The sequence below is a fragment of the Burkholderia sp. ABCPW 14 genome, from assembly GCF_001523835.1.
GTDB lineage: Bacteria > Pseudomonadota > Gammaproteobacteria > Burkholderiales > Burkholderiaceae > Burkholderia > Burkholderia mayonis.
This window is the reverse complement of sequence record NZ_LOVS01000009.1, coordinates 82,233-106,385: the sequence shown is the minus strand read 5'-3', so window position 1 is coordinate 106,385 and position 24,153 is coordinate 82,233. Positions and strand designations below refer to the sequence as shown.

17 protein-coding genes are annotated in these 24,153 nt (G+C 68.0%); 5 read left to right on the top strand and 12 right to left on the bottom strand.

The window, feature by feature from the left end; genetic code table 11:
- Positions 1-19: 19 nt before the first annotated feature.
- Positions 20-2,617 carry a phosphoenolpyruvate--protein phosphotransferase gene (gene ptsP, locus WS62_RS02315; RefSeq protein WP_066567178.1) on the top strand — a complete coding sequence of 866 codons (2,598 nt, stop codon included), beginning with the start codon at positions 20-22 and terminating at the stop codon, positions 2,615-2,617.
- 99 nt (positions 2,618-2,716) lie between these two features.
- Positions 2,717-4,516, top strand: coding sequence for an N-acetylglucosamine-specific PTS transporter subunit IIBC (gene nagE / locus WS62_RS02310; protein WP_066567177.1), 1,800 nt, complete (start codon positions 2,717-2,719; stop codon positions 4,514-4,516).
- Between the two features lie 762 nt (positions 4,517-5,278).
- Here the strand turns inward: nagE and WS62_RS02300 are convergent.
- On the bottom strand, positions 5,279-7,798 hold the full coding sequence (locus WS62_RS02300; protein WP_066567173.1) for a family 20 glycosylhydrolase: 2,520 nt from the start codon (positions 7,796-7,798) through the stop codon (positions 5,279-5,281).
- Between the two features lie 210 nt (positions 7,799-8,008).
- Entirely contained in the window at positions 8,009-8,254 is a 246-nt protein-coding gene (locus WS62_RS35805; protein ID WP_156440836.1) for a hypothetical protein, read from the bottom strand.
- A gap of 176 nt (positions 8,255-8,430) precedes the next feature.
- On the opposite strand from WS62_RS35805, the gene WS62_RS35800 reads away from it, so the two are divergent.
- Complete coding sequence (locus WS62_RS35800; RefSeq protein ID WP_156440835.1) at positions 8,431-8,757, top strand: hypothetical protein; 327 nt, start codon at positions 8,431-8,433, stop codon at positions 8,755-8,757.
- A gap of 135 nt (positions 8,758-8,892) precedes the next feature.
- Here the strand turns inward: WS62_RS35800 and cydX are convergent, their stop codons facing one another.
- From cydX to rpoH, 5 genes are all read right to left on the bottom strand, one after another.
- Positions 8,893-8,991: a cytochrome bd-I oxidase subunit CydX gene (gene cydX / locus WS62_RS02295; RefSeq protein WP_004550904.1), complete on the bottom strand. Its 99-nt coding sequence runs from the start codon at positions 8,989-8,991 to the stop codon at positions 8,893-8,895.
- A gap of 70 nt (positions 8,992-9,061) precedes the next feature.
- Positions 9,062-10,198 carry a cytochrome d ubiquinol oxidase subunit II gene (cydB, locus tag WS62_RS02290; RefSeq protein ID WP_066495412.1) on the bottom strand — a complete coding sequence of 379 codons (1,137 nt, stop codon included), beginning with the start codon at positions 10,196-10,198 and terminating at the stop codon, positions 9,062-9,064.
- A gap of 36 nt (positions 10,199-10,234) precedes the next feature.
- The gene (locus tag WS62_RS02285; protein WP_066567171.1) at positions 10,235-11,830 is read right to left on the bottom strand and encodes a cytochrome ubiquinol oxidase subunit I; all 1,596 of its coding nucleotides are present in this window, start codon (positions 11,828-11,830) and stop codon (positions 10,235-10,237) included.
- Positions 11,820-12,104, bottom strand: a complete 285-nt coding sequence (cydP, locus tag WS62_RS02280; RefSeq protein ID WP_066567169.1) for a cytochrome oxidase putative small subunit CydP — start codon at positions 12,102-12,104, stop codon at positions 11,820-11,822. The genes WS62_RS02285 and cydP overlap by 11 nt, the downstream gene beginning before the upstream one ends.
- 331 nt (positions 12,105-12,435) lie before the next feature.
- Positions 12,436-13,371, bottom strand: coding sequence for an RNA polymerase sigma factor RpoH (gene rpoH, locus WS62_RS02275; protein WP_066567168.1), 936 nt, complete (start codon positions 13,369-13,371; stop codon positions 12,436-12,438).
- Positions 13,372-13,733: 362 nt separating this feature from the next.
- On the opposite strand from rpoH, the gene WS62_RS02270 reads away from it, so the two are divergent.
- Entirely contained in the window at positions 13,734-14,303 is a 570-nt protein-coding gene (locus tag WS62_RS02270; protein ID WP_066567352.1) for an acyloxyacyl hydrolase, read from the top strand.
- Positions 14,304-14,344: 41 nt separating this feature from the next.
- The gene (locus tag WS62_RS02265; RefSeq protein ID WP_066496115.1) at positions 14,345-14,731 is read left to right on the top strand and encodes a nuclear transport factor 2 family protein; all 387 of its coding nucleotides are present in this window, start codon (positions 14,345-14,347) and stop codon (positions 14,729-14,731) included.
- Positions 14,732-14,963: 232 nt separating this feature from the next.
- Here WS62_RS02265 and leuA read toward each other — a convergent pair whose 3' ends face one another.
- The 5 genes from leuA to nirB all read right to left on the bottom strand — a co-directional run bounded on the left by leuA (position 14,964) and on the right by nirB (position 24,138).
- A complete protein-coding gene (gene leuA / locus WS62_RS02260) occupies positions 14,964-16,604 on the bottom strand; it encodes a 2-isopropylmalate synthase (RefSeq protein WP_066567166.1) in 1,641 nt (546 codons plus the stop codon).
- A gap of 802 nt (positions 16,605-17,406) precedes the next feature.
- Complete coding sequence (ybiB, locus tag WS62_RS02255) at positions 17,407-18,387, bottom strand: DNA-binding protein YbiB (RefSeq protein ID WP_066567163.1); 981 nt, start codon at positions 18,385-18,387, stop codon at positions 17,407-17,409.
- Positions 18,384-21,236: a nitrate reductase gene (locus tag WS62_RS02250; RefSeq protein ID WP_066567161.1), complete on the bottom strand. Its 2,853-nt coding sequence runs from the start codon at positions 21,234-21,236 to the stop codon at positions 18,384-18,386. Before WS62_RS02250 ends, ybiB begins: the two co-directional genes overlap by 4 nt.
- The gene (gene nirD, locus WS62_RS02245; RefSeq protein WP_066567348.1) at positions 21,233-21,628 is read right to left on the bottom strand and encodes a nitrite reductase small subunit NirD; all 396 of its coding nucleotides are present in this window, start codon (positions 21,626-21,628) and stop codon (positions 21,233-21,235) included. Before nirD ends, WS62_RS02250 begins: the two co-directional genes overlap by 4 nt.
- A 65-nt stretch (positions 21,629-21,693) precedes the next feature.
- Positions 21,694-24,138 (bottom strand): nitrite reductase large subunit NirB, encoded by a 2,445-nt coding sequence (gene nirB / locus WS62_RS02240; RefSeq protein WP_066567150.1) that lies wholly within the window; start codon positions 24,136-24,138, stop codon positions 21,694-21,696.
- Positions 24,139-24,153 lie beyond the last annotated feature (15 nt).

The window sequence follows — 24,153 nt, the reverse complement described above, 5'->3', positions numbered from 1 at the left end:
CCGACTAGACGAGACAGCCATGAGACGTGCCGAGGAGTCACAGTTGAAGCAAGCATCCCACGACCAGACCGTGCTGGTCGCTCCGTTGACGGGACCCGTCGTGCCGCTCGCCGACGTGCCCGATCCTGTGTTCTCGGGCGGCATGTTCGGCGACGGCATCGGCATCGACCCGCTCGAAGGCCGGCTCGTCGCGCCGTGCGCGGGCATCGTGTCGCACGTCGCGCGCACCGGCCACGCGGTGACGATCGCGGCCGACGGCGGCGCGGAGATCCTGCTGCACATCGGCATCGACACGGTCGAGCTGAACGGGCTCGGCTTCGCGGCGAAGGTCGCGCAAGGCGCGCGCGTCGCGGCGGGCGATCTGCTGATCGAATTCGATCAGGATTCGATCGCGCGCGCCGCGCACAGCCTCGTGTCGGTGATCGCGATCGCGAATTCGGATGCGTTCGAAGTCGTCGAGCGCGCGGGCGCGGGCGTCGCGAAGGCGGGCGAGACGCCGCTGCTCAAGCTGCGCGCGCGCGGCGCGGCGGCGGGCGCCGTCGCGGGCGCGGGCGCGGCCGGCGGCGGCGCGAGCGCCGCGGCCGAGGTGCGCAAGTCGATCACGCTCACGCAGCCGGGCGGCCTGCATGCACGGCCTGCCGCGCGCGCGCGCGAAGCGGCGCGCGGGCTCGACGCGCACGTCGAAGTGCATTTCGAGGGACGCAAGGCGGCGCTGCAGAGCGTCGTCGGCCTGCTCGGCCTGGGCGCGGGCGAGCACGCGGCGATCGAGCTCGTTGCGACGGGCCGCGACGCCGCGCAGGCGATCGAGCTCGTCGCGCACGAGCTGCTGCGCGAAGCGCACGGCGAGGCCGAAGAGACGCCGGCGCGCATCGTGTCTCCGGCGCCCGTCGTCGCGGCGGCGGGGCTCGCGCCGCTCGATCCGAACACGCTCGCGGGCGTGTGCGCGGCGCCCGGCATCGCGGTCGGCGCGCTCGTGCGCTGGGACAACGCGGACATCGCGCCGCCCGAACTCGCGAGCGGCACGCCGGCGGCCGAGAGCCGCCTGCTCGACCGCGCGCTCGCCGCCGTCGACGCGGAGCTCGAGACGACGGTGCGCGAAGCGTCGCAGCGCGGCGCGATCGGCGAAGCGGGGATCTTCGCCGTGCACCGCGTGCTGCTCGAAGACCCGGCGCTCGTCGACGCCGCGCGCGACTTGATCAGCCTCGGCAAGAGCGCGGGCCACGCGTGGCGCGAGACGATTCGCGCGCAGACCGCCGTGCTGTCCGACGTCGACGACGCGCTCCTCGCCGAGCGCGCGGCCGATCTGCGCGACATCGACAAGCGCGTGCTGCGCGCGCTCGGCTACGCGAGCGCGACCGCGCACGAGCTGCCCGCCGAAGCGGTGCTCGCGGCGGAGGAATTCACGCCGTCCGATCTGTCGTCGCTCGATCGCGAGCGCGTGCAGGCGCTCGTGATGGCGCGCGGCGGCGCGACGTCGCATGCGGCGATCATCGCGCGCCAGCTCGGCATCCCGGCGCTCGTCGCGGTCGGCGATGCGCTGTATGCGATTCCCGAGCGCACGCAAGTCGTCGTCGATGCGAGCGCGGGCCGCCTCGAATACGCGCCGACCGCGCTCGACGTCGAGCGCGCGCGCCTCGAACGGGAGCGTCTCGCGGGCGTGCGCGAAGCGAACCGGCGCGTGTCGAGCGAAGCCGCGGTGACGCGCGACGGCCACAAGATCGAAGTCGCCGCGAACATCGCGACGCTCGACGACGCGCGCGTCGCGGTCGACAACGGCGCCGACGCGATCGGCCTGCTGCGCACCGAGCTGATGTTCATCCACCGGCAGGCCGCGCCCACGACGTCCGAACATCGGCAGAGCTATCAATCGATCGTCGACGCGCTGCAAGGGCGCACGGCGATCATCCGCACGCTCGACGTCGGCGCGGACAAGGAAGTCGACTATCTGACGCTGCCGCCCGAACCGAACCCGGCGCTCGGCCTGCGCGGCATCCGTCTCGCGCAGGTGCGCCCGGATCTGCTCGACGATCAGTTGCAGGGCCTCCTCGCGGTGCAGCCGTACGGCTCGGTGCGGATCCTGCTGCCGATGGTGACGGACGTCGGCGAGCTCGTGCGCATCCGCAAGCGCATCGACGACTTCGCGCGCGCGATGGGCCGCGCGGAGCCCGTCGAAGTGGGCGTGATGATCGAGGTGCCGTCGGCCGCGCTCCTCGCCGATCAACTCGCGAAGCACGCGGACTTCCTGTCGATCGGCACGAACGATCTCACGCAATACACGCTCGCGATGGACCGCTGCCAGGCGGATCTCGCGGCGCTCGCGGACGGCCTGCATCCCGCCGTGCTGCGGCTCGTCGACGCAACGGTGCGCGGCGCCGAGAAGCACGGCAAGTGGGTCGGCGTGTGCGGCGCGCTGGGCGGCGACCCGGTCGCGGTGCCGGTCTTGGTCGGCCTCGGCGTGACGGAATTGTCGGTGGACCCGGTGTCGGTGCCGGGCATCAAGGCGCAGGTGCGCCGTCTCGATTACCAGCTGTGCCGGCAGCGCGCGCAGGACCTGCTCGCGCTCGAATCGGCGCAGGCGGTGAGGGCAGCAAGCCGCGAGATCTGGCCGGCGGACTGAAGAGCGTCCGGCGTCAGGCGAATCGCGTGCGTTTCGGTTTCAACCCACATGGCTGATCAATTATTCAACGACGAGACACAATAAGGATTGGAGGATCGAATGGACGGGAACCCGTTTCTGAAAATACAAAGCCTCGGTCGGGCGCTGATGCTGCCGATCGCGGTGCTGCCGGTGGCGGGCATCCTGCTGCGCCTCGGGCAGCAGGACGTGCTCAACATCAAGATGATCGCCGACGCCGGCGGCGCGATCTTCGACAACCTGCCGCTGCTGTTCGCGATCGGCGTCGCGGTCGGCTTCGCGAAGGACAACAACGGCGTCGCGGCGCTCGCGGGTGCGATCGGCTATCTGATCGAAGTCGCGATCATGAAGGACATCGATCCGAAGCTGAACATGGGCGTGCTGTCGGGGATCATCGCGGGCGTCGTCGCGGGGCTCCTGTACAACCGCTACAAGGACATCAAGCTGCCCGACTACCTCGCGTTCTTCGGCGGCAAGCGCTTCGTGCCGATCATCACGGGGCTCGCGTGCGTCGTGCTCGGGATCGTGTTCGGCTACGTGTGGCAGCCGGTGCAGCACGCGATCGACGCGGTCGGCCAGTGGCTGCTGACGGCGGGCGCGATCGGCACGTTCGTCTACGGGTTCCTGAATCGCCTGCTGCTCGTCACGGGGCTGCACCACATCATCAATTCGCTCGTCTGGTTCGTGTTCGGCACGTTCACGCCGGCAGCGGGCGGCGCGGCGGTGACGGGCGACCTGCACCGCTTCTTCGCGGGCGACCCGACCGCGGGCGGCTTCATGGCGGGCTTCTTCCCGATCATGATGTTCGGCCTGCCGGCCGCGTGCCTCGCGATGTTTCATGAAGCGCCGAAGGAGCGCCGCGCGGTCGTCGGCGGCCTGCTGTTCTCGATGGCGCTCACGTCGCTCCTGACGGGCGTGACCGAGCCGATCGAGTTCAGCTTCATGTTCCTCGCGCCGGTGCTCTACGTGATCCACGCGGTGCTGACGGGGCTTTCGCTCGCGATCTGCCAGATGCTCGGCGTGAAGCTCGGCTTTACGTTCTCGGCGGGCGCGATCGACTACGTGCTGAACTACGGGCTGGCGACGAAGGGCTGGATTGCGATCCCGCTCGGCCTCGCGTACGGCGTCGCGTACTACGGCCTGTTCCGCTTCTTCATCCGCAAGTTCAACATGGCGACGCCGGGCCGCGAGCCGGCCGGCACCGACGCGCAAGTGCAGTCGTTCGCGTCGGGCGGCTTCGTCGCGCCGGCGGCCGGCGCGTCCGTGCCGCGCGCGCAGCGCTACATCGCGGCGCTCGGCGGCGCGGCGAACCTGTCGGTCGTCGATGCGTGCACGACGCGTCTGCGTCTGTCCGTCGTCGATCCGAACAAGGTGTCCGAAGCGGATCTGCGCACGATCGGCGCGCGCGGCGTGCTGAAGCGCGGCGGAAGCAGCGTGCAGGTGATCATCGGGCCGGAGGCGGACATCATCGCCGACGAGATTCGCGCGACGCTCGGCAGCGGCGCGGCGGCGTCCGCGCCGGCTGGCGCTGGCTCTACGGCTGCGTCTACGGCTGCGGCCGCGCCGGCCGCATCTGTGGCGGCGGCATCGGCCGCGGGCTCGCAGGCCGGGCCGCTCGATCCGGAACCGACGCGCTGGCTCGCGGTGTTCGGCGGCGCGACGAACGTCGCGTCGCTCGACGCGGTTGCGGCGACGCGGCTGCGCATCGTCGTGCGCGATCCGTCGGCGGTCGATCGTCAGCGCCTCGCGACGCTCGACGTCGCGTGGGTGTCGAGCGACACGTTCCACATCGTCTGCGGTCCGGCGGCGCCGCGCTACGCGCAGCAGCTCGCGGCGCGTCTGCCGTCGACGGACGGCGGCGCGGCGGCTCAGCCGGCCTGACGCGACATGGGTCGGCCGAATCCGCGCGGCGGGTTCGGCTTCGATCGACAAACGGGAAACGGCTTGCGATTGTCGCAAGCCGTTTTTCTTTGGCTCGGCGATCGGCGTGGGCGGTCTTCGCGTTGCGGAAGGCGAACGGCAAGGGAAACGGCACGCGGGCGGCGTCGCGGCTTTCTGCCGTCTTGGCCGCGCGACATCGTGGATCGCCGGCGTGCCGAAGGTGGCTTGCACGATGCGCGAGACATTGCGCGTCGATGTGCGATTCGGCGTGGCGACTTGCGAAGCGGCGAGCGAGAAGGCAAGCGAGAAGGCAAGCGAGAAGGCGGCCGCGTGCCGGATCGAAGCGGCGAAACCCGATTCCGGATGCGAGCGCGGCGCCTGTCGCACGACGAAAGCGACGATCGGGAGCGGCAATAGCACTCGACATGACGCCGCGCCGATCGGCATCGGGGCACGTCTGCATCGTTTCCGCGGTCGTGTCGGCGACGCAATGAATGGCTCGCAGCGCGCGCTTCGTCAAATCAGGCGCGACGAGGTTGGTCGAGCCGATCATTCGCCGCACGGGCGGCGCCCCGATCGAGCGTCGCGGCGTGCCGGGCAGATGGCCCATCGATGAAGCCGCGCCGCCATGGGTCTCGCGAAGCCGCGAGCGACGCATGCGTCCGAACCGGACATCTGCCGCTCGATCGAGTGCCGCTCGCCCCCGCATTGAAATTGAACGAGCCGGGCGACGCGCACGAAACGCGTCGCCCGGCTCGCCGATCACTCGCCCGTCAGCATGAACGTCGGCTTGCGATACCCGATGCCCGCGCGTTCGAGCTTCGGCAATTCGCGCTGCTTGAGCACGGTCGCGAAGCCCGCCCAGTCGCGTTCGAGCGCCGCCGTGTCGACGTGATGCGTGTCGCCGAGCTTGTAGCGCACGCCGGCCGCATACGGCAGCTCCCAATCGGCCCGGTGCCACGCGCGCTCGGCGAGCGCGAGGAGGCGCGGATACACCATGTATTCGAGCAACTGCCCGTTGCGCATCACTTCGCCCCACGCCTGCCCCTGGATGCCCTCGATGCGCGGCGTCGCGCCCGCGCTCGTCACCTCGAACGGATTGCCGTCTCGATCGCCGAACACCTCGGCGTTCTGCGGCAGGTTCTCCGGCGCGAGCGAAAACACCTTGTACTCGTCGGTCGCCTGCGATCCCCAGTAGTAGCCGCGCTCGCGCGGATTGCGCGTGTACGGGAAATCGAAGTACAGGTAGTCGGGCAGCGCGAGCACCGTCCTGTAGCCCTTCGCGCTCAGGTCGCGCGCGCTGTCGGATGCGCCCCAGAAGATGGTGTCCCACAGCGACACCATCACGCTGCGCGTGCTGAAGTCCTGAGGTCCGTTCGCGTGCTTGATGCCGTCCTGCCACGCGGCCATCGTGCCGATCCCGTTCGCGTTCACGACGGCGCTGACCTGCTTCGCGAAGCGCGTCGGCAGCTCGTCGATCGACTTGATTTCTCCACGCTGCAGCAGCGCGGTGCAGGCGGGCGAGCGCGCCCACGGCTTGTCCTGCGCGGCGAGATCGACGCGGCCCTTGCCCGGATCGGCGCCGTCGAGCGGCTGGAAGCCCGCGCCGAGCAGGATGTTCTTGGCCTCGTCGCCGCCGAAATGCCAGATGCGCAGCGGCGCTTGCGCGTCCGCGTGCATCGACGCGATATCGCGGATCACCTTCGACGCGAAGTTGAGCGCGCCCGGCAGGCACGGGTTCAGATCGCTGCGCCGGTCGTAGAACTGGACCGTCAGCAGGTTCGACGTGTCCTGCGGATCGAGCAGACGATACGCGTTCGCTTCCTGCTCGCGGCCCGCCGCGTGCAGGCGGCGATAGCGCGCCTCCATCGACACGACGGCCGCGCGCGAGTGCGCGGGCATGTCGATCTCGGGAATCACTTCGACGAAGCGATCGGCCGCGTAGCGCAGCAGCGCGATATAGTCGTCGCGCGCCAGATAGCCGCCGCCCGAGCGATTGTCCGGCCCGGAGCCGAGCTGCGGCAGCAGGCAGCGCGTTTCGCTCGGATCGTGGCAGCGGCGCGAGCCGATGTCGGTCAGCTCCGGCAGGCCCGGAATCTCGATGCGCCAGCCCTCGTCGTCGGACAGATGCAGGTGCAGCCGGTTGAGCTTGTACGCGCTCATCTGGTCGATCAGGCGGCGCAGCGTCGCCGGCTGCTTGAAGTTGCGCGCGAGATCGACGTGCATCCCGCGATGGGGGAAGCGCGGCGCGTCCTCGACGAGCATCGCCGGCACGGTCCCGCCGCCCGCCGGCGCGAGCGAGAAGAGCGTCTGCACGCCGTGGTACAGACCGGCGCGATCGTAGCCTTCGACGAACGCGCCGCGTGGCCCGATCGCGAGCCGATAGCCGCCCGGCACCGCGATGTCGGCGGGCAGCCGTCGCGGCGCGACGACGCCCCAGACGGGCACGCCCGCGCCGTCGAGGCCGAGCGTGCCCGCGCGATCGCGCAACGCCGCGACCTGCGCGGACGAGAGCTCCGGCAGCGTCAGATCGACGCCGCGCATATCGAGCGCGCCGGGCAGCGCGCGTTGCCGCTTCACGCTCGGCAGCGCGCGGCTCGCGACCGGTTGCGCGGCGACGGGCGGCGCATTGCCGGGCGAGTTGCTCTGCGCGTCGGCGGGCAGCGTCTCGACGTAGCGAAGCTCGTCGTCGGTGTCGTCGTAGCGGAGCACCGCGGGCGGCGCGCCGTCGACGACGACGTACGGGCGCGGAATCACGTCGCTGTAGCGGCGCAGCCAGTATTCGGCGACGAACGGCAACTCGATCCGCTCGCCTTGCGCGAGCTTGATCGTGCCGGGCTGCGGCGTCAGCTCGTACAGATCGCCCGTCAGATGGCGCAGCGTGAAGCCGGGGCGATCGATCCTGAGAATCCGTCGAATGCTGTGCAGATACAGCCGCCAGCCGCCGTCGGTGATCTGCGGGTGGCCGCGGTTCTGCAGGATCAGGCGGCCCGTCGCGCAGCTCGCCCAGTCGGCGCCGAGGTCGGCGCATGGCACGCCTGCCGACGCCGCATGATTGTTGTCGACGGACACGCGCACCGCGAGGCCGTTCGACAGCAGCGCGGCGAGCTCGGCAGGCGAGGCGGGCGAGGTGGGCGAGGTGGGCGAGGTGGGCGAGGTGGACGGCCGTGCGGCCGTCGCGGCCGCGGTTGCCGGCGCGGGCAACTGCGCGCGCGATGCCGCAGGCACTAGCGCCGCCGCGGCCAGCAACGCGGCGCACAGGGAATGCGAGATTCGATTCATGGGAATTCCTTGGAAAAAAACGGCGATACGACGCCGTGGGATTACGTCGCTGCGATCGGGTCTTTCAAGGAAGCTGCGGGTGAAGGCTCGGGGGCCGCGCGCGGGCGAAAGGAAGGACGAAGCGTGTGTTCGCGCGCGCGGTCGCGCGTCACGGGTCGGATTCGGGGCGGTCGTGTCGGTCGGGGCGGCGGCGCGCGGGCGCGGGTGTGTTCATGAGCGGCGCGCGGCCATGCGAGCGAAGGCGAAGCCTGCCGTGATGCCGATGCCGATGTCGATGCCGAAGGCATCGGGCGTGAAACGAGCGGGCCGCGCGGCGCGATTCGTCGACGCTGCGGGATGAGCCACCCGCGAACGTTCAGGTCGAGTCATCGAGGCACGGTGCGAGCGGAAGCGGTGTGTGCCGGTTGCGTCGATTGCGCTGGAAGCGACAATGCCGGCCAAACGGGGATCCTTCATGGCTCCTCCACCGATGTGGATGCGGCCTGTGAGCGGCTGTGTGAAAGATCTTATGAAACCTTCGATTGGTATTCAAGTGGTATCAATATGGAATCGGATTGGCATTGGATTTTGCAAAAAGGGGATTGAGCGATGCGGTGGGTGGGCGACGCGTTCAGCGAAGGCGGAGGGTGAAGATGAGCGCCGAGAAGTCGCGGCCGCGGCAAGCGAGCGGCGACGAAAGAAGCCGGCGGGGGAGGGGCGAGCGAAAGCGGAAGACGGAAGCGACGTGGATCGGCGGCGCGGCGCGCCGTTCATCTTCCGCGAAACGGGCTGCGAGCGATACGCCGAAATCAACGGCATTGCATCGACGCGGGCGTCAGGTGCGACGAAAACGAAAGCGTCGTCCGTCCGGCGCGCCGCCGCTGATCCGCGATGGCTACGCGCGAAACCGAGCCCGCTCACGCACGAGGCAAAAACAAAAAGCCCTCGCGCGTGTCGAGGGCTTTGTCATGCGGCATTGAATCGCGCGTCTCGAGCCCGGAACAGACGAACGAACCAGCGAACCAGCGAACCAGCGAACCAGCGAACGACGACGACCGCTCGCATCCGCTGCCGAACCGGCGCAGCGCTAGATCGGCCCGACGCGCGCGCCGCCGTTACGCATCGCGCTTTTGCCGAGCTTCGAGCCACATCGCATTGATGATGCCGAACGCGAGCGCGACGCCGATGCCGAGTATCCAACTGAAGTACCACATGATCTGACTCCTTCCGAATCTTGCCAAGAACCGGCTGCGTCGTGCCGAGCACGCGGCGGCCAGCCGAACGTCAATACATCGAGTGCCGGTTTTCCTCGAGCGCGCGCGACGTGACCTTGCCGCGCAGCACGCGGTACACCCAGCCCGTGTAGAGCAGGATGATCGGCAGGAACACGATCACGGCGGCGAGCATCACCTGGAGCGTCAGCCGGCTCGACGTCGAATCCCAGACCGTGAGGCTGCTCTTCGGATCGAGCGACGACGGCATGATGAACGGGAACATCGAGAAGCCCGCCGTCAGGATCACGCCGGTGATCATGAGGCCCGTGCAGATGAACGCGGTCTTCTCCAGCTTCGAGCCCGCGAGCAGCATCGCGAGCACACCGCCCGCGATGCCGACGATCGGCGCGGCGATCGTCCACGGATACAGGCCGTAGTTCACGAGCCACAGGCCCGGGGCCGCTGAAACCTGCTTGAGGAGCGGGTTCGCGACGGTGTCGACGGGCGCCGCCTGCGTGATCTGGAAGCCGCCGATGAACGACGCGATCAGCACGCCCGCGAGCACGAACAGCACGACCGCGACGAGCGACGATACGCGCAGCGCGATCGACGCGCGCTTCGCGATCACGCCGTCCGTCTTCATCTTGACGAACGCGGCGCCGTGCGCGACGAGCATCGTCAGGCTCACGAGCCCGCAGACCAGCGCGAACGGATTCAGGAGCGCCCAGAAGCTGCCGTGATAGGTGACGCGCAAGTCGGTGTCGAACGCGAACGGCACGCCCTGCAGCAGATTGCCGAACGCGACGCCGAATACGAGCGCGGGCACGAAGCCGCCGACGAAGAGCGCCCAATCCCAGCTCGTGCGCCAGCGCGGGTCGTCGCGCTTGCTGCGGTAGTCGAAGCCGACGGGCCGGAAGAACAGCGCGAACAGCACGAGCAGCATCGCGAAATAGAAGCCGGAGAACGACGCGGCGTAGACGAGCGGCCAGGCGGCGAACATCGCGCCGCCCGCGGTGATGAGCCAGACCTGGTTGCCCTCCCAGGTCGCGCCGACGGTGTTCACGATGATGCGGCGCTCGTCGTCGGTCTTGCCGAGGAACGGCAGCAGCGCGGCCGCGCCCATGTCGAAGCCGTCCGTCAGCGCGAAGCCGATGAGCAGTATGCCGACGAGCAGCCACCAGATGACTTTGAGAGTTGCGTAGTCCATAGCGATTCCTTGTGCGAATTCGATGTGGCGAGGTCGTCAGGCGGCCGTTCCGGCGACTGCCTTGTCGAGCTGCCGCTCGGCCTGTTCATGGTGATAGCGGCCGGTGTGCAGCGACGACGGGCCGAGCCGCGCGTACTTGAACATCAGCGTGATCTCGATGATGAAGAGCGCCGTGTAGAACAGGATGAATCCGGCAAGACTCAGGTACAGATCGGTCGACGTGAGGCTCGACGCGGACAGATGCGTCGGCAGGATGCCCGCGATCGTCCACGGCTGGCGGCCGACTTCGGCGACGACCCAGCCGAACTCGGCGGCGAGCCACGGCAGCGGAATCGCCCACACCGCGTAGCGCAGGAACCAGCGGCGGTTGTCCTGAAGCAACTGGCGGCGCGCGCAGAACCAGAACGCGGCGATAAAGGTCGCGAGGAACAGGAAGCCGAGGAACACCATGATCCGGAACGAGAAGAACACGGGTGCGACGGGCGGGATCGTCTGCTTGGCCGCGGCCTTGATCTGGTCCGGCGTCGCGTCGGTCACGTTCTGCGTGAACTGCTTGAGCATGAGGCCGTAGCCGAGATACTGCTTGTGCTGGTCGAAGGCCGCCTTTGTCTCGGCGCTCGTGTCGCCCGCCTTCAGCTTCTGCAGCGCGCCGTACGCGACCATCCCACTCTGGATATGCTCCTCGCTGCGCTTCGCTAGCTCGCGCAGGCCGATTACCGGCTCGTCGATCGAACGCGTCGCGATGAGACCGAGTGCATACGGAATCTTGATCGCATAGTCGGTGCGCTCCTCGGCCTGGTTCGGCAGGCCGATCAGCGTGAACGATGCGGGCGCCGGCTGCGTCTCCCATTCGGATTCGATCGCGGCGAGCTTCATTTTCTGCACTTCGCCCGTCGTGTAGCCGGATTCGTCGCCGAGCACGATCACGCAGAGCGTCGACGCGAGGCCGAAGCCTGCGGCGACCGCGAACGAGCGCAGCGCGAAGTCCGTGTCGCGCTTCTTCAGCAGATACCACGCCGACACGCCGAGCACGAACATCGCGGCCGTCACGTAGCCGGCCGACACCGTATGCACGAACTTCACCTGCGCGACCGGATTGAAGATCACGTCGAAGAGGTTCGACAGCTCCATGCGCATCGTCTGGTAGTTGAACTCGGCACCGACCGGATTGTTCATCCAGCCGTTCGCGATGAGGATCCACAGCGCGGACAGGTTCGAGCCGAGCGCGACGAGGAACGTGACGATCAAGTGCTGGACCTTCGACAGACGGTTCCAGCCGAAGAAGAACAGGCCGACGAACGTCGATTCGAGGAAGAACGCCATCAGCCCTTCGACGGCGAGCGGCACGCCGAAGATGTCGCCGACGTAATGCGAGTAGTACGACCAGTTCGTGCCGAACTGGAATTCGAGCGTGATCCCCGTCGTCACGCCCATCGCGAAGTTGATCCCGAAGAGCTTGCCCCAGAACTGGGTCATGTCCTTGTAGACCTGCTTGCCGGTCATCACGTAGACGGATTCCATGATGACGAGCAGCCAGGACATGCCGAGCGTCAATGGAACGAACAGGAAATGGTAGAGCGCTGTGATGCCGAACTGCAGGCGCGACAGATCGACGACTTCGCTACTTATCATGGCGGTCTCCCCGAATGGGTTCGGATGGCGTCGTCGACAGCAGCTGCGCGGCGACGACGGCAGGCGGCAACGACATGTGCTCGGCCTGCGGATGGTTGAAGAATGCGTACTTGAGCGCGACGAGCAGGATCAGCTTGAAGACCAGCACGATGGCGATGTCGCGCGTGAGGGTCGGGCCGCGGGCCCAGGCGGCCACCCGATCGCGCCAGCCCGCCGGACGGCGGGGCGGCGTATCGTGGGGCGACGCCTTTTTGTTGATGAGAGTCAAAGCCATGAGGTCCGGGATAACGCGATAGGCATAAAACTAGGCCGGTCTCGTGACGCGCCTGTGCACGCGCAGCATCCGTTGGCCGGTCCTCCCAATTGTAGGAGGTGTCCCGGAAAACCCGGTGTGCCGCGCTGCGGCACACCGTCGCGAAGCGATCGCGAAAGCTTGAGCTGGCTCAAGACTTGCGTAAATCGCAATGCACCGGGGGAATTTTTCATAACGTTGATCAAGCATACGCGCAACGCGTGCGATTTCGCAGTGCACAAAAAAAGCCCGCTGTCACAAGACAGCGGGCTTTTCCGTTTCGACGCGGCCTGGTGGGCCGGGTGATCGAGCGTTACGCGTACGCGGCGAGCGCCGTGCGCATCTTCTTCATCGCGCTTGCCTCGATCTGGCGGATGCGCTCCGCCGACACGCCGAATTCGGCCGCGAGGTCGTGCAGCGTCGAGCCGCCCGAGCCGTCGTCGTCGACGTGCAGCCAGCGCGCCTCGATGATCCGGCGGCTGCGTGCGTCGAGCGAGTCGAGCGCGCGCGCGATGCCGTCCGTCTGCAGCATGTCGCGCTGCCGCGCGGCGAGCACGGCGGTCGGCTCGTTGTGCGAATCGGCGAGATACGCGATCGGCGCGTACGACTCCTCGCCGTCGTCGATCTGGCCTTCGAGCGCGACGTCGCCGCCCGACAGGCGGGTTTCCATCTCGGCCACTTCCTCGCGCTTGACGTTCAGCTCCTGCGCGAGGCCGTCGATTTCCTCCGGCGTGAACGCCTGCGTGCCCTTCTTGTGGCTGCGCAGGTTGAAGAACAGCTTGCGCTGCGCCTTCGTCGTCGCGACCTTGACCATGCGCCAGTTGCGCAGGATGTACTCGTGAATCTCGGCCTTGATCCAGTGGATCGCATACGACACGAGACGCACGTTCTGAGCGGGATCGAAACGCTTGACCGCCTTCATCAGGCCGATGTTGCCTTCCTGGATCAGGTCGCCGTGCGGCAGGCCATAGCCGAGGTAGTTGCGCGCGATAGACACGACGAGCCGCAGGTGCGACAGCACGAGCTGGCGCGCGGCGTCGAGGTCGTTGCTGTCGCGGTATTCGGTTGCGTATTGGCGCTCTTCTTCCGGCGTCAGCAACGGAATCCGGTTGACGGCCTGGATATAGGCGTCGATGTTGCCCAACTGGCCGGGCAGCATCGACTGGGATGCGAGCGCCAGCGAGCCTGCCGATGCGGCCTTAGCGGACGCCGGGCGCAGAATGTTCGGAAGGGTCAATGCGTTGCTCACGTAAAAAACTCCTTTGGAATCAGGGACAAGCCCCTTTGTCGGGGCGATTCCTCGATGAATCTTAGCACTCCATCTACCGGAGTGCTAATCCTTAGAAGGAACAGGGTCGCTGGAGTTCCCATTTTGCTATCGATTTTGACGAAGTGATAGCGCATGCTGGAACCCGTTTCCGCTCATCGCCCATAAGTCATTGTTTTACGGGCATTTTGGGTAAAGAAATCTGATTCTTGTCAATTCGGCAGAAAACCATTTCGTCAGACGATGCCGATCGGAAAAGTCCTTTACCATAAGATTCTGTTCGCTCGAGCCCGACATGCGAATTGCGGCGAGGCTCTATTCAACCAGAGAAGTTGGAGTACGAGATGAACGATAAAAACGGCGGTCGGGCGGGGCGGGTCATCGCGCGGGTCGCAGTGGCAGCGGCGCTTGTCGGCGCTTCCGGCACCGCTTTCGCGGATCGTTGGGGATTGCAGCTCGGCGGCGGCGTCGCCGACCACGACATCAAAAAGGGCGATATCGCCGTCGCTTGGGATCCGAACTGGACCTGGTGGGAAATCGGCGGCTGGCACTTCGCGTTCGTCGCCGAGGGACACTTGTCGTATTGGCGGTACACGGGCGATCGCGCGATCAACGACAGCGTCTGGGAAGTCGGCGCAACGCCCATCGTGCGCTTCATCAAGAGCGCGGGCCAGGTGCGGCCGTTCATCGAGGCGGGCGTCGGCGTGCGTTTCCTGTCGCATCCGACGATCTCGCAGAACTACTCGATGTCGACCGCGTTCCAGTTCGCCGACATGGTCGGCGTCGGCGCGCAATTCGGCAATCGTCAGCAGTATCAGGCGGGTTTGCGCTTCCAGCACGTGTCGAACGCGGGTATCAAAGACCCGAATCCTGGTATAAATTTCAGCCAGCTCTACGTGCAATACAACTTCTGATCAGCGCGCCGGAGGCGCGAATGCAGTCGAGGAGTATGGCGATGGTGGCGAAGGTGATCGATGCGATTCGCGCGCTCGAGCGCGACCGGTTTCGTGCGATGGTCGACGGCGACGGCGAGGCGCTCGAAGCGCTGTTGTCCGACAAGGTCTACTACGTGCACACCAACGGCAAACGCGAGACCAAGCAGCAGTTCATCGACGCGATCACGGCAGGGCGCCGCCGCTATCGGCAGATCGAAATCCAGTCGCAGGAGGTGCTGCCCGTCGGCGACGCCACGTACGTCGTCGCGGGGCGCGCGCTGATTGAGATGGAGACGAACAACGGCGGCCTCGTGTTCCCGATCGCCTACACCGCGGTGCAGACGCAGGAGAGCGGCCGCTGGCGCCTCCTCGCATGGCAGGCGACGCGCTGCGCGACCGAGAGCTAGGCACGAAGCACGCCTTCGCCCGCCATTCTCGCCCGCAGCTGCCGCCCGCTTTTTCGGTTCTTTCCCGGCCCTTTTCCGACCGTTTCTTTCGGCCCCTCGTCGGGGCCTTTCGTTGCCGCGCGGCTTCGTGAGCCGCACGGTTTGCGCCGGAGCGCCGCGGATCGCGCGCCGCACCGGTTTGGCGCAGCGGCGTGCGCCGCGCCTTGTCCTTTTGCGTGTCGTTCGCGCCGCGTCAGGCGGCCACGCGCCGCTCGTCGCGGCTCCAGGCGGAGCGGTTGATCGCGCTCGCGACCGCATCCGTCGCGGCGGCGACCGGATCGCGATGCACGCCCGCGCCGTGGCGCAGCGCGGCGCCGCCGACCTTCGCGCCGACGAACACGACGGTGTCGCCATCCACGGTGCGCTCGACTTCGCACGACGCGACGTCGATCGCGACGCCCGCCGCCGTGGCGAACACGGCGGCCGCCTGCCGCGCGGCGCTTTGCGCATCGTTCGCGTGCGCGAGCGCGACTTCGCGGTCATGCCAGCTCGCCGACGCGCCCGCGCGCGCGGCCGGGCCCATCGTCTCCAGATATTCGCGCGCGAAGAGCGCGCAGATCGCGTCGGCCGTCATTTCTTCGCCCGATGCGTCGGCGAGCGCCTGCACCGCATGGCTGAATTCGATCTGCACGCGGCGCGGCGGCGAGAAGCCCATCCCGCGCTCGAGCAGGTACGTTGCGCCGCCCTTGCCGGACTGGCTGTTCACGCGAATCACCGCGTCGTAGCTGCGGCCGAGATCGGCCGGATCGATCGGCAGATACGGCACTTCCCAGATCGCGTCGGGCTGCTGCTGCGCGAAGCCCTTGCGGATCGCGTCCTGATGCGAGCCGGAGAACGCGGTGAACACGAGGTCGCCCGCGTACGGATGGCGCGGATGCACGGGGATCTGGTTGCAGCGCTCGACGACGCGGCGCACCGCGTCGATGTCCGAGAAATCGAGGCCCGGATCGATCCCTTGTGTGTAGAGATTGAGCGCGAGCGTGACGAGGTCGACGTTGCCCGTGCGCTCGCCATTGCCGAACAGGCAGCCTTCGATGCGATCCGCGCCCGCGAGCAGCGCGAGCTCGGCCGCCGCGACCGCGGTGCCGCGATCGTTGTGCGGATGCACGGACAGCACGATGCTGTCGCGATAGCCGAGATTGCGGTCCATCCATTCGATCTGGTCGGCGAACACGTTCGGCGTCGCGGCCTCGACGGTCGCGGGCAGGTTCACGATCATCTTGTGATCGCGGGTCGGCCGCCACGTTTGCGCGACCGCGTCGCAGATCTCGCGCGCGAACGACAGCTCGGTCATGCTGAACGTCTCGGGCGAGTACTGGAACGTCCAGTGCGTGTCGGGGCGCGCCTGCGCGTGCGCCTTGATGATCCGCGTGCCGTCGACCGCGAGCGCCTTCACCTCGTCCTTCGACAGCCCGAACACGATCCGGCGGAACGACGGGCAGATCGCGTTGTACAGATGCACGATCGCGCGCGGCGCACCTTCGAGCGCGTCGAACGTGCGCGCGATCAGGTCTTCGCGCGATTGCACGAGCACTTCGATCGTCACGTCGTCGGGGATGCGCTGCTCGTCGATCAGCTTGCGCACGAAATCGAAGTCGGTTTGCGACGCCGACGGAAAACCGACTTCGATTTCCTTGAAGCCGATCGAAACGAGCATCTCGAAGAACTCGAGCTTTTGCTCGATGCTCATCGGCTCGATCAACGACTGGTTGCCGTCGCGCAGATCGGTGCTCATCCAGATCGGCGCGCGCTCGATCGTGCGGCTCGGCCATCGGCGTCCGTTGATGCGAACGGGTTCGAACGGTCGGTATTTCTCAGCGGGGTTGCGCTTCATCTTTGCCTCGGGCGGTCAAGTCGCGAGCGAAGACGGACGGCATGTCGCGCCGGTGGGCGCCGCCTGCGCACGTGCATGCCCGATGGCACGACGACGCGGGAATCTTCGCGATTCGCCCGACGGATCGACGGACGAAAGCTGACGACTACGGGTTGTAAAAAACTGCGAGAAAGAAACTGCGAGGAACAGCTAGGGGAGGGACCGCGCCGGGACGGCACGGCGCCACGACAGCTTTACGCTAGTCGTAGCGATAGCGGCCGCGCTAGGCGGCCGGAGGTAATTCGGAGGGTGTTCGGGAAGGAACGCATGTCGACAACTCTATGCGAAGTCGTCGGCGGTTGTCAATCGTCGGGGTATTCGAAGGCGGGGGGCGTGACACCGGGGCGGCGTGCGCGGCTTGCCGGTGGGACGGGCAGGAAGCAGGGGCGCAGGGCGCAGAAGGCAGAAGGCAGAAGGCAGAAGGCAGAAGGCGGAAGGCGGAAGGCGGAAGGCGGAAGGCGGAAGGCGGAAGGCGGAAGGCAGAAGGCAGAAGGCAGAAGGCAGAAGGCAGAAGGCAGAACACGCGCGAGCGACGTGAAGGCCCGGCGTGCGAGCGCCGGCGCGATGCGGCGCGTGGAACGCCGGGCCGGCAGCCGGCCAGGCTTCCGGTGCGATGTGTCGGGCTTTGTGCCGGGCGGCGCGCCGAGAAGCGTCTCACGGCGCGCGAGTCGACGCGTCAGGCTGCCTCAGCGCGGCGCCCGCATCCGCCGGTCCGCGCGATCGCAACGGTCCGCCGCCTTCATCCCTGCAGCGCCGCCGGCGCTCATTCGACGATCCGCGAGAGCCGCACGATCGTTTCGACTTGCGTCGCGACCGCGTCCGGAATCGGGATTTCGCCGCGCATCACGGCGTCGGTCCACGCGGCCGTCGTCGCGGCGTCGCGCGACGCGGGCAACTCGACGAGCGGCGCGTCGGGCGACGAGCGCACCGGTTCGGCGACCGTTTCGCACTGGCCGTCGTGCAGCCAGTCGACCTGGACCTGGCGGCGCGTGTCGGCGACCGCCTCGCCCTCGGTGCCGCGCGCGAGCAGCGCGCCGCCCGCGGCCGCTTCCGGATGTTCGCGGAACAGCTCGATGAGGCTGTCGCGGTACGGCGGATGCGTGTAGTTGACGAGCCGCAGCCCGGCCGGCTCGAACGGCTGCAGCAGCTTGACGACCGTGTGCGTCGAGTTGCGCACGCCGAGCACGCGCCGCAGCGCGATCAGCCGCGCGAGCTTCGGCGCGAGCACGTCGATCGGCGCGAACGCAACGCGGCGCTCGGCGAGCGTGTCCTCGATCTCGTCGTGCGATTCGCCGGGCGGAATCGACAGCTCGGCGAAGATCTCCGCGCTCGTCACGCGGCCCGGATCTTCGGTCACGCCGTGCACGAGCACCGGCACGCCTTCCCGCGCAAGCAGGAGCGCGAGGAGCGGCACGAGATTGGGCTGCCTGCGCGCGCCGTTGTAGCTCGGGATCGACACCGTGCGGAACGCGGCGTCCTGCACGTGCAGCAGTTCGAACGACGCATGCGCGGCGGCGAGCATCGCCGCGAGCTCGGCGGCCGTCTCGCCCTTGAGCCGGTACGCAATCAGGATCGCGCCGAGTTCGACATCGGATACGTGTCCGTCGAGCATCGCGCGGTAGAGCGCCAATGCGTCGTCGTACGACAGCGGGCGTGCGCCGTTCGGACCGCGCCCAATCTCCTTGATGAAGCGGGCGCACGGAAAGTGATCGGGCAAGGCTGCATTGGCTTGGGATTCGGTCATCGAGGAGCGGGAGCCGCGGCCGTCGCCGATTCGGCGATCAGGCGGCGCAGCTCGGGTATGCAGGAACCACACTGAGTACCGCATTTGAGCCGTTCTTGCAAGTTCGCGAGCCGCTCGCCGGGTGTCGCGGACGGCGCGTCGGCGGCGAGCATCGCGCCGATCTCGCGCTCGCCGACGCCGACGCAGTTGCAGATCGTGCGGCCGCGCGCGGGCGCCGTCTGCAGCGGCACGCGCCCCGCGAACAATAGCAGGCGGCCGAGCGCGCCGACGCTCGCGCCGCTCTCGACATAGTCGCGCAGCACGGCCGCGCTCTCTTCGGTCGCGCCCGCGGCGCCCGCGACCGAGAACGCGGCGAGCGCGCCGCCGACGATCCGCACGCGCCGGCCGGCGCCGCGCCGCGCGTCGCCGTAGCTCATCACGTCGGCCGCGTGCGCGGGCAATTCGAAGAGCGCCTCGATTTCGCGCTGGAGCTCGGCGGGCGCGGGCTCGTACGCGGCGACGCGCCACGCGAGCCCGGCGTACTCGTCGGTGCCGAACGGCACGCAGCTCGCGTACGGAAAGCACGCGAAGAATGCGCGCGCGGCGCGCTGGCGCTCGAGCATCCGGTCGGCCGGCACGCGTGCGGCGATCAGCCAGCGCCACGGCAGATCGGCCTTCAGCAGCTTGATCGCCGCATGCTTCAATTCCGGCTGCTGCGAGTACGGATCGCGCATCGGCGTCGTCAGCGCGTTGACGCCCGTCGCCGCGCGGTTGCCCGCAACGCCCGACACGTATTCGTCGCCCCAGTGCATCGGCGCGAACGCCTGGCCGGGGGCAACCGAGTCGTCGGCGCGCGCGGGGACGAGCGCGCTGCCGCGGCGCGACGTCACGTGGACGAAGTCGTGCGGGCCGACCTCGAGCCGGGCGCAATCGCCGGGATTCAGGTCGACGCACGGTTGCGGCGCATGCGCGAACAGCTTCGCGACCGTGCCCGTGCGGCTGCCGCCGTGCCATTGGTCGCGCAGACGGCCCGTCGTCAGCGCGAAGCGGTAGCGCGCGTCGACCGCCTCGGCGACCGGCTGATAAGGCGTGAGCACGAAGCGCGCGCGTCCGTCGGCGGTCGGAAAGCGGCCGTCCGCGTACAGGCGCGCGAGCCCGCGCTCGGCGCCCGCCGGGAATGGCCATTGTTGCGGACCGTCGCGTGCGATGAGCGGCCACGACAGCCCGCCGATGTCGCAATCGCGGCCGATCGTCGTCGCGCGGTGCTCGTTCCATACGGCTTCGGCGTCGGCATACGGAAAGAGCGTCGGGCGGCCCGGCGCGAGCCGCGCTTCGAGCCGGCGGCCGACGTCGGCGGCGATCTGCCAGTCGGCGCGCGCGTCGCCGTGCGGCGCCGTCGCCGCGCGGACGCGCGAGATCCGCCGCTCCGAGTTCGTCACCGTGCCTTCCTTCTCGCCCCAGGTCGCGGCGGGCAGCAGCACGTCCGCGTACGGCGCGGTCCCCGTGTGCGCGTACGCGTCCTGCAGCACGACGAATTCCGCGCGCTCGAGCCCCGCGCGCGCGATCGCCTGGTTCGGAATCGAATGCGCGGGGTTCGTGCAGACGATCCAGATCGCCTTCAGCGCGCCTTCGGCGAGCTGCTCGAACATCTCGACCGCGGTCAGTCCGGGCTTCGCCGGCAAATCAGGCACGCCCCAAAGGCGCGCGATCTCCGCGCGGTCGGCGGGATTCGCGAGATCGCGGTGCGCGGACGCGAGCGTCGCCATGCCGCCGACCTCGCGGCCGCCCATCGCGTTGGGCTGTCCCGTCAGCGAAAACGGCCCGGCGCCCGGCTTGCCGATCTGGCCGGTCGCGAGATGCAGATTGATCAGCGCGACGTTTTTCGTCGTGCCGGTCGCCGACTGATTGAGCCCCTGGCAATACAGCGACAGCGACGGCCCCACGCCGAACCAGCGCGCGGCCTGCACGATGTCGTCGGCGCGCAGGCCGCAGACTTGCGCGGCGGCGGCGGGCGTCGCGTCGCGTACCGCGTCGCGCAGCGCGTCGAAGCCTTGCGTGTGCGCGTCGATGAATGCGCGATCGAGCGCGCCGTCCCAGATCAGCACGTGCAGCATCGCGTTGAACAGCATCGTGTCGGTGCCGGGCTGCAGCGCGAGATGCAGCGTCGCGTCGCTCGCCGAATCGGTGCGCCGCGGATCGGCGACGATCACCTTCATCTGCGGATTGCGCGCGCGCGCGGCTTCGAGCCGCCGGTACAGGATCGGATGCGCGTATGCGGGATTCGCGCCCGCGATCAGCACGGTGCCTGCTTGATCGAGATCCTCGTAGCTGCACGGCGGCGCGTCGGCGCCGAGCGTCTTCTTGTAGCCGACGACGGCCGAGCTCATGCAAAGCCGCGAGTTCGAATCGACGTTGTTGGTGCCGACGAGCCCCTTCGCGAGCTTGTTGAAGACGTAATAGTCCTCGGTCAGCAATTGGCCGGAGATGTAGAAGCCGACCGCGTCGGGGCCGTGCTGCTCGACGATTCGCGCGAAGCGCAGCGCGACGTGATCGAGCGCGTCGTTCCACGACACGCGCGTGCGCGCCGCATCGCGCGACAGGCGCAGTTCCGGATGCGCCGCGCGCGTCTGCGCGTAGCGCTCGGGCGTCGCGGTCAGATGCAGCGTGCTGCCCTTCGAGCATAGGCGGCCGAAGTTCGCCGGATGTTCGGGATCGCCGCGTACGCCGACGATCCGGTCACGGCCGTCGGCGCCGCGTCGCGTTTCGATGACGACGCCGCATCCGACGCCGCAATAGCAGCATGTCGAACGCGTTTCGCGCACGGCTTCCGGCGCGTCTTGCGCGGGCCGCGCCAACGTGTCGACCGTCATGCCGCGGCGCCCGGCGCAACGAATGCGATTGGTTGCGGCGCATCGTCGACGCCGAGCGTCGCGAGCTCCGCGCGATCGAGCAGCACCGTATCGCCTTCGCGCTTCACGCGAAAGACCGTCGCGCAGCCGTCGTCGGGCGGCAGCGCGCGACCGCTCTCGAACGCGATGTTGAAACCGTGCAGCGGACAGGCGACCTGCTCGCCGTGGACGATGCCTTGCGACAGCGGGCCGCCTTTGTGCGGGCAGCGGTCGAGCAGTGCGAACACGGTGTCGCTCGCGGTGCGAAAGAGCGCGATCGGTGCGCCCGCAGGACGCGTGACGACGCGTGCGCCGAGCGGCGGGATGTCGCCCAGATCGCAGACGGCGATCCATTCGGATGGCGTGACGGACATGTTTCGAATTCCTGGTTGATTGACCTGGCCGGCGTGCGGCGCGATGCGCGGCGCATCGACGCGCATCACGCGTCGGCGGGCGCGACCGCGATCGGGATGAACTGGCGCAGATCGACCTGCGCTTCGTTCGTGTCGTGCCACGGGTCCGGCTCGTCCTTCAGCGCGAATTGCAGGCGCTCCCACAGCGCGCGGCGATTGTCCGCATCGTCCAGCACGCGCGCCTTCACGTGGTCGAGGCCGACGCGCTCGAGGTAGTGCACGGTGCGCTCCAGATACCAGCCTTCCTCGCGATACAACTGCAGGAACGCGCCCGCGTATTCGAGCACTTCTTCGTGCGTTTTCACCTTGCAGAAGAACTGCGCGACTTCGGTCTTGATGCCGCCGTTGCCGCCCACGTAGATTTCCCAGCCCGAATCGACGCCGATCACGCCGACGTCCTTGATCCCCGATTCCGCGCAGTTGCGCGGGCAGCCGGACACCGCGAGTTTCACCTTGTGCGGCGCGTACATACGCCACAGCGCGCGCTCGAGCTGCTGGCCCATCAGCGTCGAGTCCTGTGTGCCGAAGCGGCACCATTCCGAGCCGACGCACGTCTTTACCGTGCGCAGCGCCTTCGCATACGCATGGCCGCTCGGCATCCCGAGGTCGTGCCAGACGCCCGGCAGGTCTTCCTTCTTCACGCCGAGCAGGTCGATGCGCTGCCCGCCCGTGACCTTCACCGTCGGAATCGCGTACTTGTCGACGACGTCCGCGATGCGGCGCAGCTCGTCGGCGGTCGTCACGCCGCCCCACATCCGCGGCACGACCGAATACGTGCCGTCCTTCTGGATGTTCGCGTGCGCGCGCTCGTTGATGAAGCGCGATTGCGGATCGTCGTTCGCTTCGTGCGGCCACGTGCTGATGCAGTAATAGTTGAGCGCCGGACGGCAGGTCGCGCAGCCGTTCGGCGTGCGCCATTCGAGGAAATGCATCGCGGACGGCACCGACAGCAGCTTGTGCTCGCGGATCGCCGCGCGCACTTCCGAATGCGTGCGGTCGGTGCAGCCGCACACGGGCTTTGCCTTCGGCGAGGCCGAATAGTCGCCGCCGAGCGTCGACATCAGGATCTGCTCGACAAGGCCCGTGCACGATCCGCACGACGCGGACGCTTTCGTGTGCTTGCGCACGTCGTCGAGCGTGAAGAGGCCTTTTTCCTTGATCGCCGAGACGATCGTCCCCTTGCACACGCCGTTGCAGCCGCACACTTCGGCGTCATCGGCCATCGTCATCGCGTGCGTCGCGCCGCTGTGGCCGGTGTCGCCGAGACTCGTCTCGCCGAACATCAGCGTGTCGCGGATGTCGGCGACGTTGCGGCCTTCGCGCAGCAGCTTGAAGTACCACGCGCCGTCGGCGGTGTCGCCGTACAGACACGCGCCGACGATCTTGTCGTCCTTGATGACGAGCTTCTTGTACACGCCCGCGATCGGATCGGACAACGTGATGTCTTCGGTGTCGCCGCTGCCGAGAAAGTCGCCCGCAGAGAAAAGATCGATGCCCGTGACCTTGAGCTTCGTCGACGTCACCGAGCCCGTATAGCGGCCGATGCCGAACTGCGCGAGATGGTTCGCCGCGACTTTCGCCTGCTCGAAGAGCGGCGCGACGAGGCCATATGCGATGCCGCGATGGCTCACGCATTCGCCGACCGCATAGATGCGCGGGTCGTAGGTCTGCATCGTGTCGTTGACGACGATCCCGCGATTGCAATAGAGGCCCGCGCTTTCGGCGAGCGTCGTGTTCGGGCGGATGCCGACCGCCATCACGACGAGATCGGCCTTGCATGTTTCGCCGTCCTTGAAGCGCACCGCGCACACGCGGCCGCTCTCGTCGCCGACGAGCGCCTGCGTTTCCTTCGGCATCGCGAATTTCAGCCCGCGCGCTTCGAGCGACGTGCGCAGCAGGCCGCCCGCCGTCGCGTCGAGCTGGCGCTCGAGCAGCGTCGGCGCGAGGTGGACGACCGTCACGTCCATCCCGCGCAGCTTCAGGCCGTTCGCCGCCTCGAGGCCGAGCAGGCCGCCGCCGATCACGACCGCATGCGTGTGGTGCGCGGCGGCATTGATCATCGCCTGCGTGTCGGCGATGTCGCGATAGCCGAGCACGCCGGCGAGATCCGCGCCCGGGATCGGCAGCATGAACGGATTCGAGCCGGTCGCGAGCAGCAGGCGGTCGTAGGCGGCCTCGGTGCCGTCCTCGGCGATCACGACGCGCTTCACGCGGTCGATCTTCACGATCTTCTTGCCGACGTGCAGCGTGATGTCGTGCCGTTCGTACCACGCGTAGTCGTTGAGCACGATCTGCTCGAGCGTCTGCTCGCCCGCGAGCACGGGAGACAGCAGGATCCGGTTGTAGTTCGGATGCGGTTCGGCGCCGAATACCGTCACGTCGTACAAATCGGGGGCGAGCTTGAACAGTTCTTCGAGCGTACGCACTCCGGCCATGCCGTTGCCGACCATCACCAGCTTCATCTTCCGCATCGGGGATCTCCTGAC

Coding starts and splice junctions, on each gene's coding strand:
- ptsP (WP_066567178.1), top strand. CDS start 20: ATGAGACGTGCCGAGGAGTCACAGTTGAAGCAAGCATCCCACGACCAG.
- nagE (WP_066567177.1), top strand. CDS start 2,717: ATGGACGGGAACCCGTTTCTGAAAATACAAAGCCTCGGTCGGGCGCTG.
- WS62_RS02300 (WP_066567173.1), bottom strand. CDS start 7,798: ATGAATCGAATCTCGCATTCCCTGTGCGCCGCGTTGCTGGCCGCGGCG.
- WS62_RS35805 (WP_156440836.1), bottom strand. CDS start 8,254: ATGAAGGATCCCCGTTTGGCCGGCATTGTCGCTTCCAGCGCAATCGAC.
- WS62_RS35800 (WP_156440835.1), top strand. CDS start 8,431: ATGAGCGCCGAGAAGTCGCGGCCGCGGCAAGCGAGCGGCGACGAAAGA.
- cydX (WP_004550904.1), bottom strand. CDS start 8,991: ATGTGGTACTTCAGTTGGATACTCGGCATCGGCGTCGCGCTCGCGTTC.
- cydB (WP_066495412.1), bottom strand. CDS start 10,198: ATGGACTACGCAACTCTCAAAGTCATCTGGTGGCTGCTCGTCGGCATA.
- WS62_RS02285 (WP_066567171.1), bottom strand. CDS start 11,830: ATGATAAGTAGCGAAGTCGTCGATCTGTCGCGCCTGCAGTTCGGCATC.
- cydP (WP_066567169.1), bottom strand. CDS start 12,104: ATGGCTTTGACTCTCATCAACAAAAAGGCGTCGCCCCACGATACGCCG.
- WS62_RS02270 (WP_066567352.1), top strand. CDS start 13,734: ATGAACGATAAAAACGGCGGTCGGGCGGGGCGGGTCATCGCGCGGGTC.
- WS62_RS02265 (WP_066496115.1), top strand. CDS start 14,345: ATGGTGGCGAAGGTGATCGATGCGATTCGCGCGCTCGAGCGCGACCGG.
- leuA (WP_066567166.1), bottom strand. CDS start 16,604: ATGAAGCGCAACCCCGCTGAGAAATACCGACCGTTCGAACCCGTTCGC.
- ybiB (WP_066567163.1), bottom strand. CDS start 18,387: ATGACCGAATCCCAAGCCAATGCAGCCTTGCCCGATCACTTTCCGTGC.
- WS62_RS02250 (WP_066567161.1), bottom strand. CDS start 21,236: ATGACGGTCGACACGTTGGCGCGGCCCGCGCAAGACGCGCCGGAAGCC.
- nirD (WP_066567348.1), bottom strand. CDS start 21,628: ATGTCCGTCACGCCATCCGAATGGATCGCCGTCTGCGATCTGGGCGAC.
- nirB (WP_066567150.1), bottom strand. CDS start 24,138: ATGCGGAAGATGAAGCTGGTGATGGTCGGCAACGGCATGGCCGGAGTG.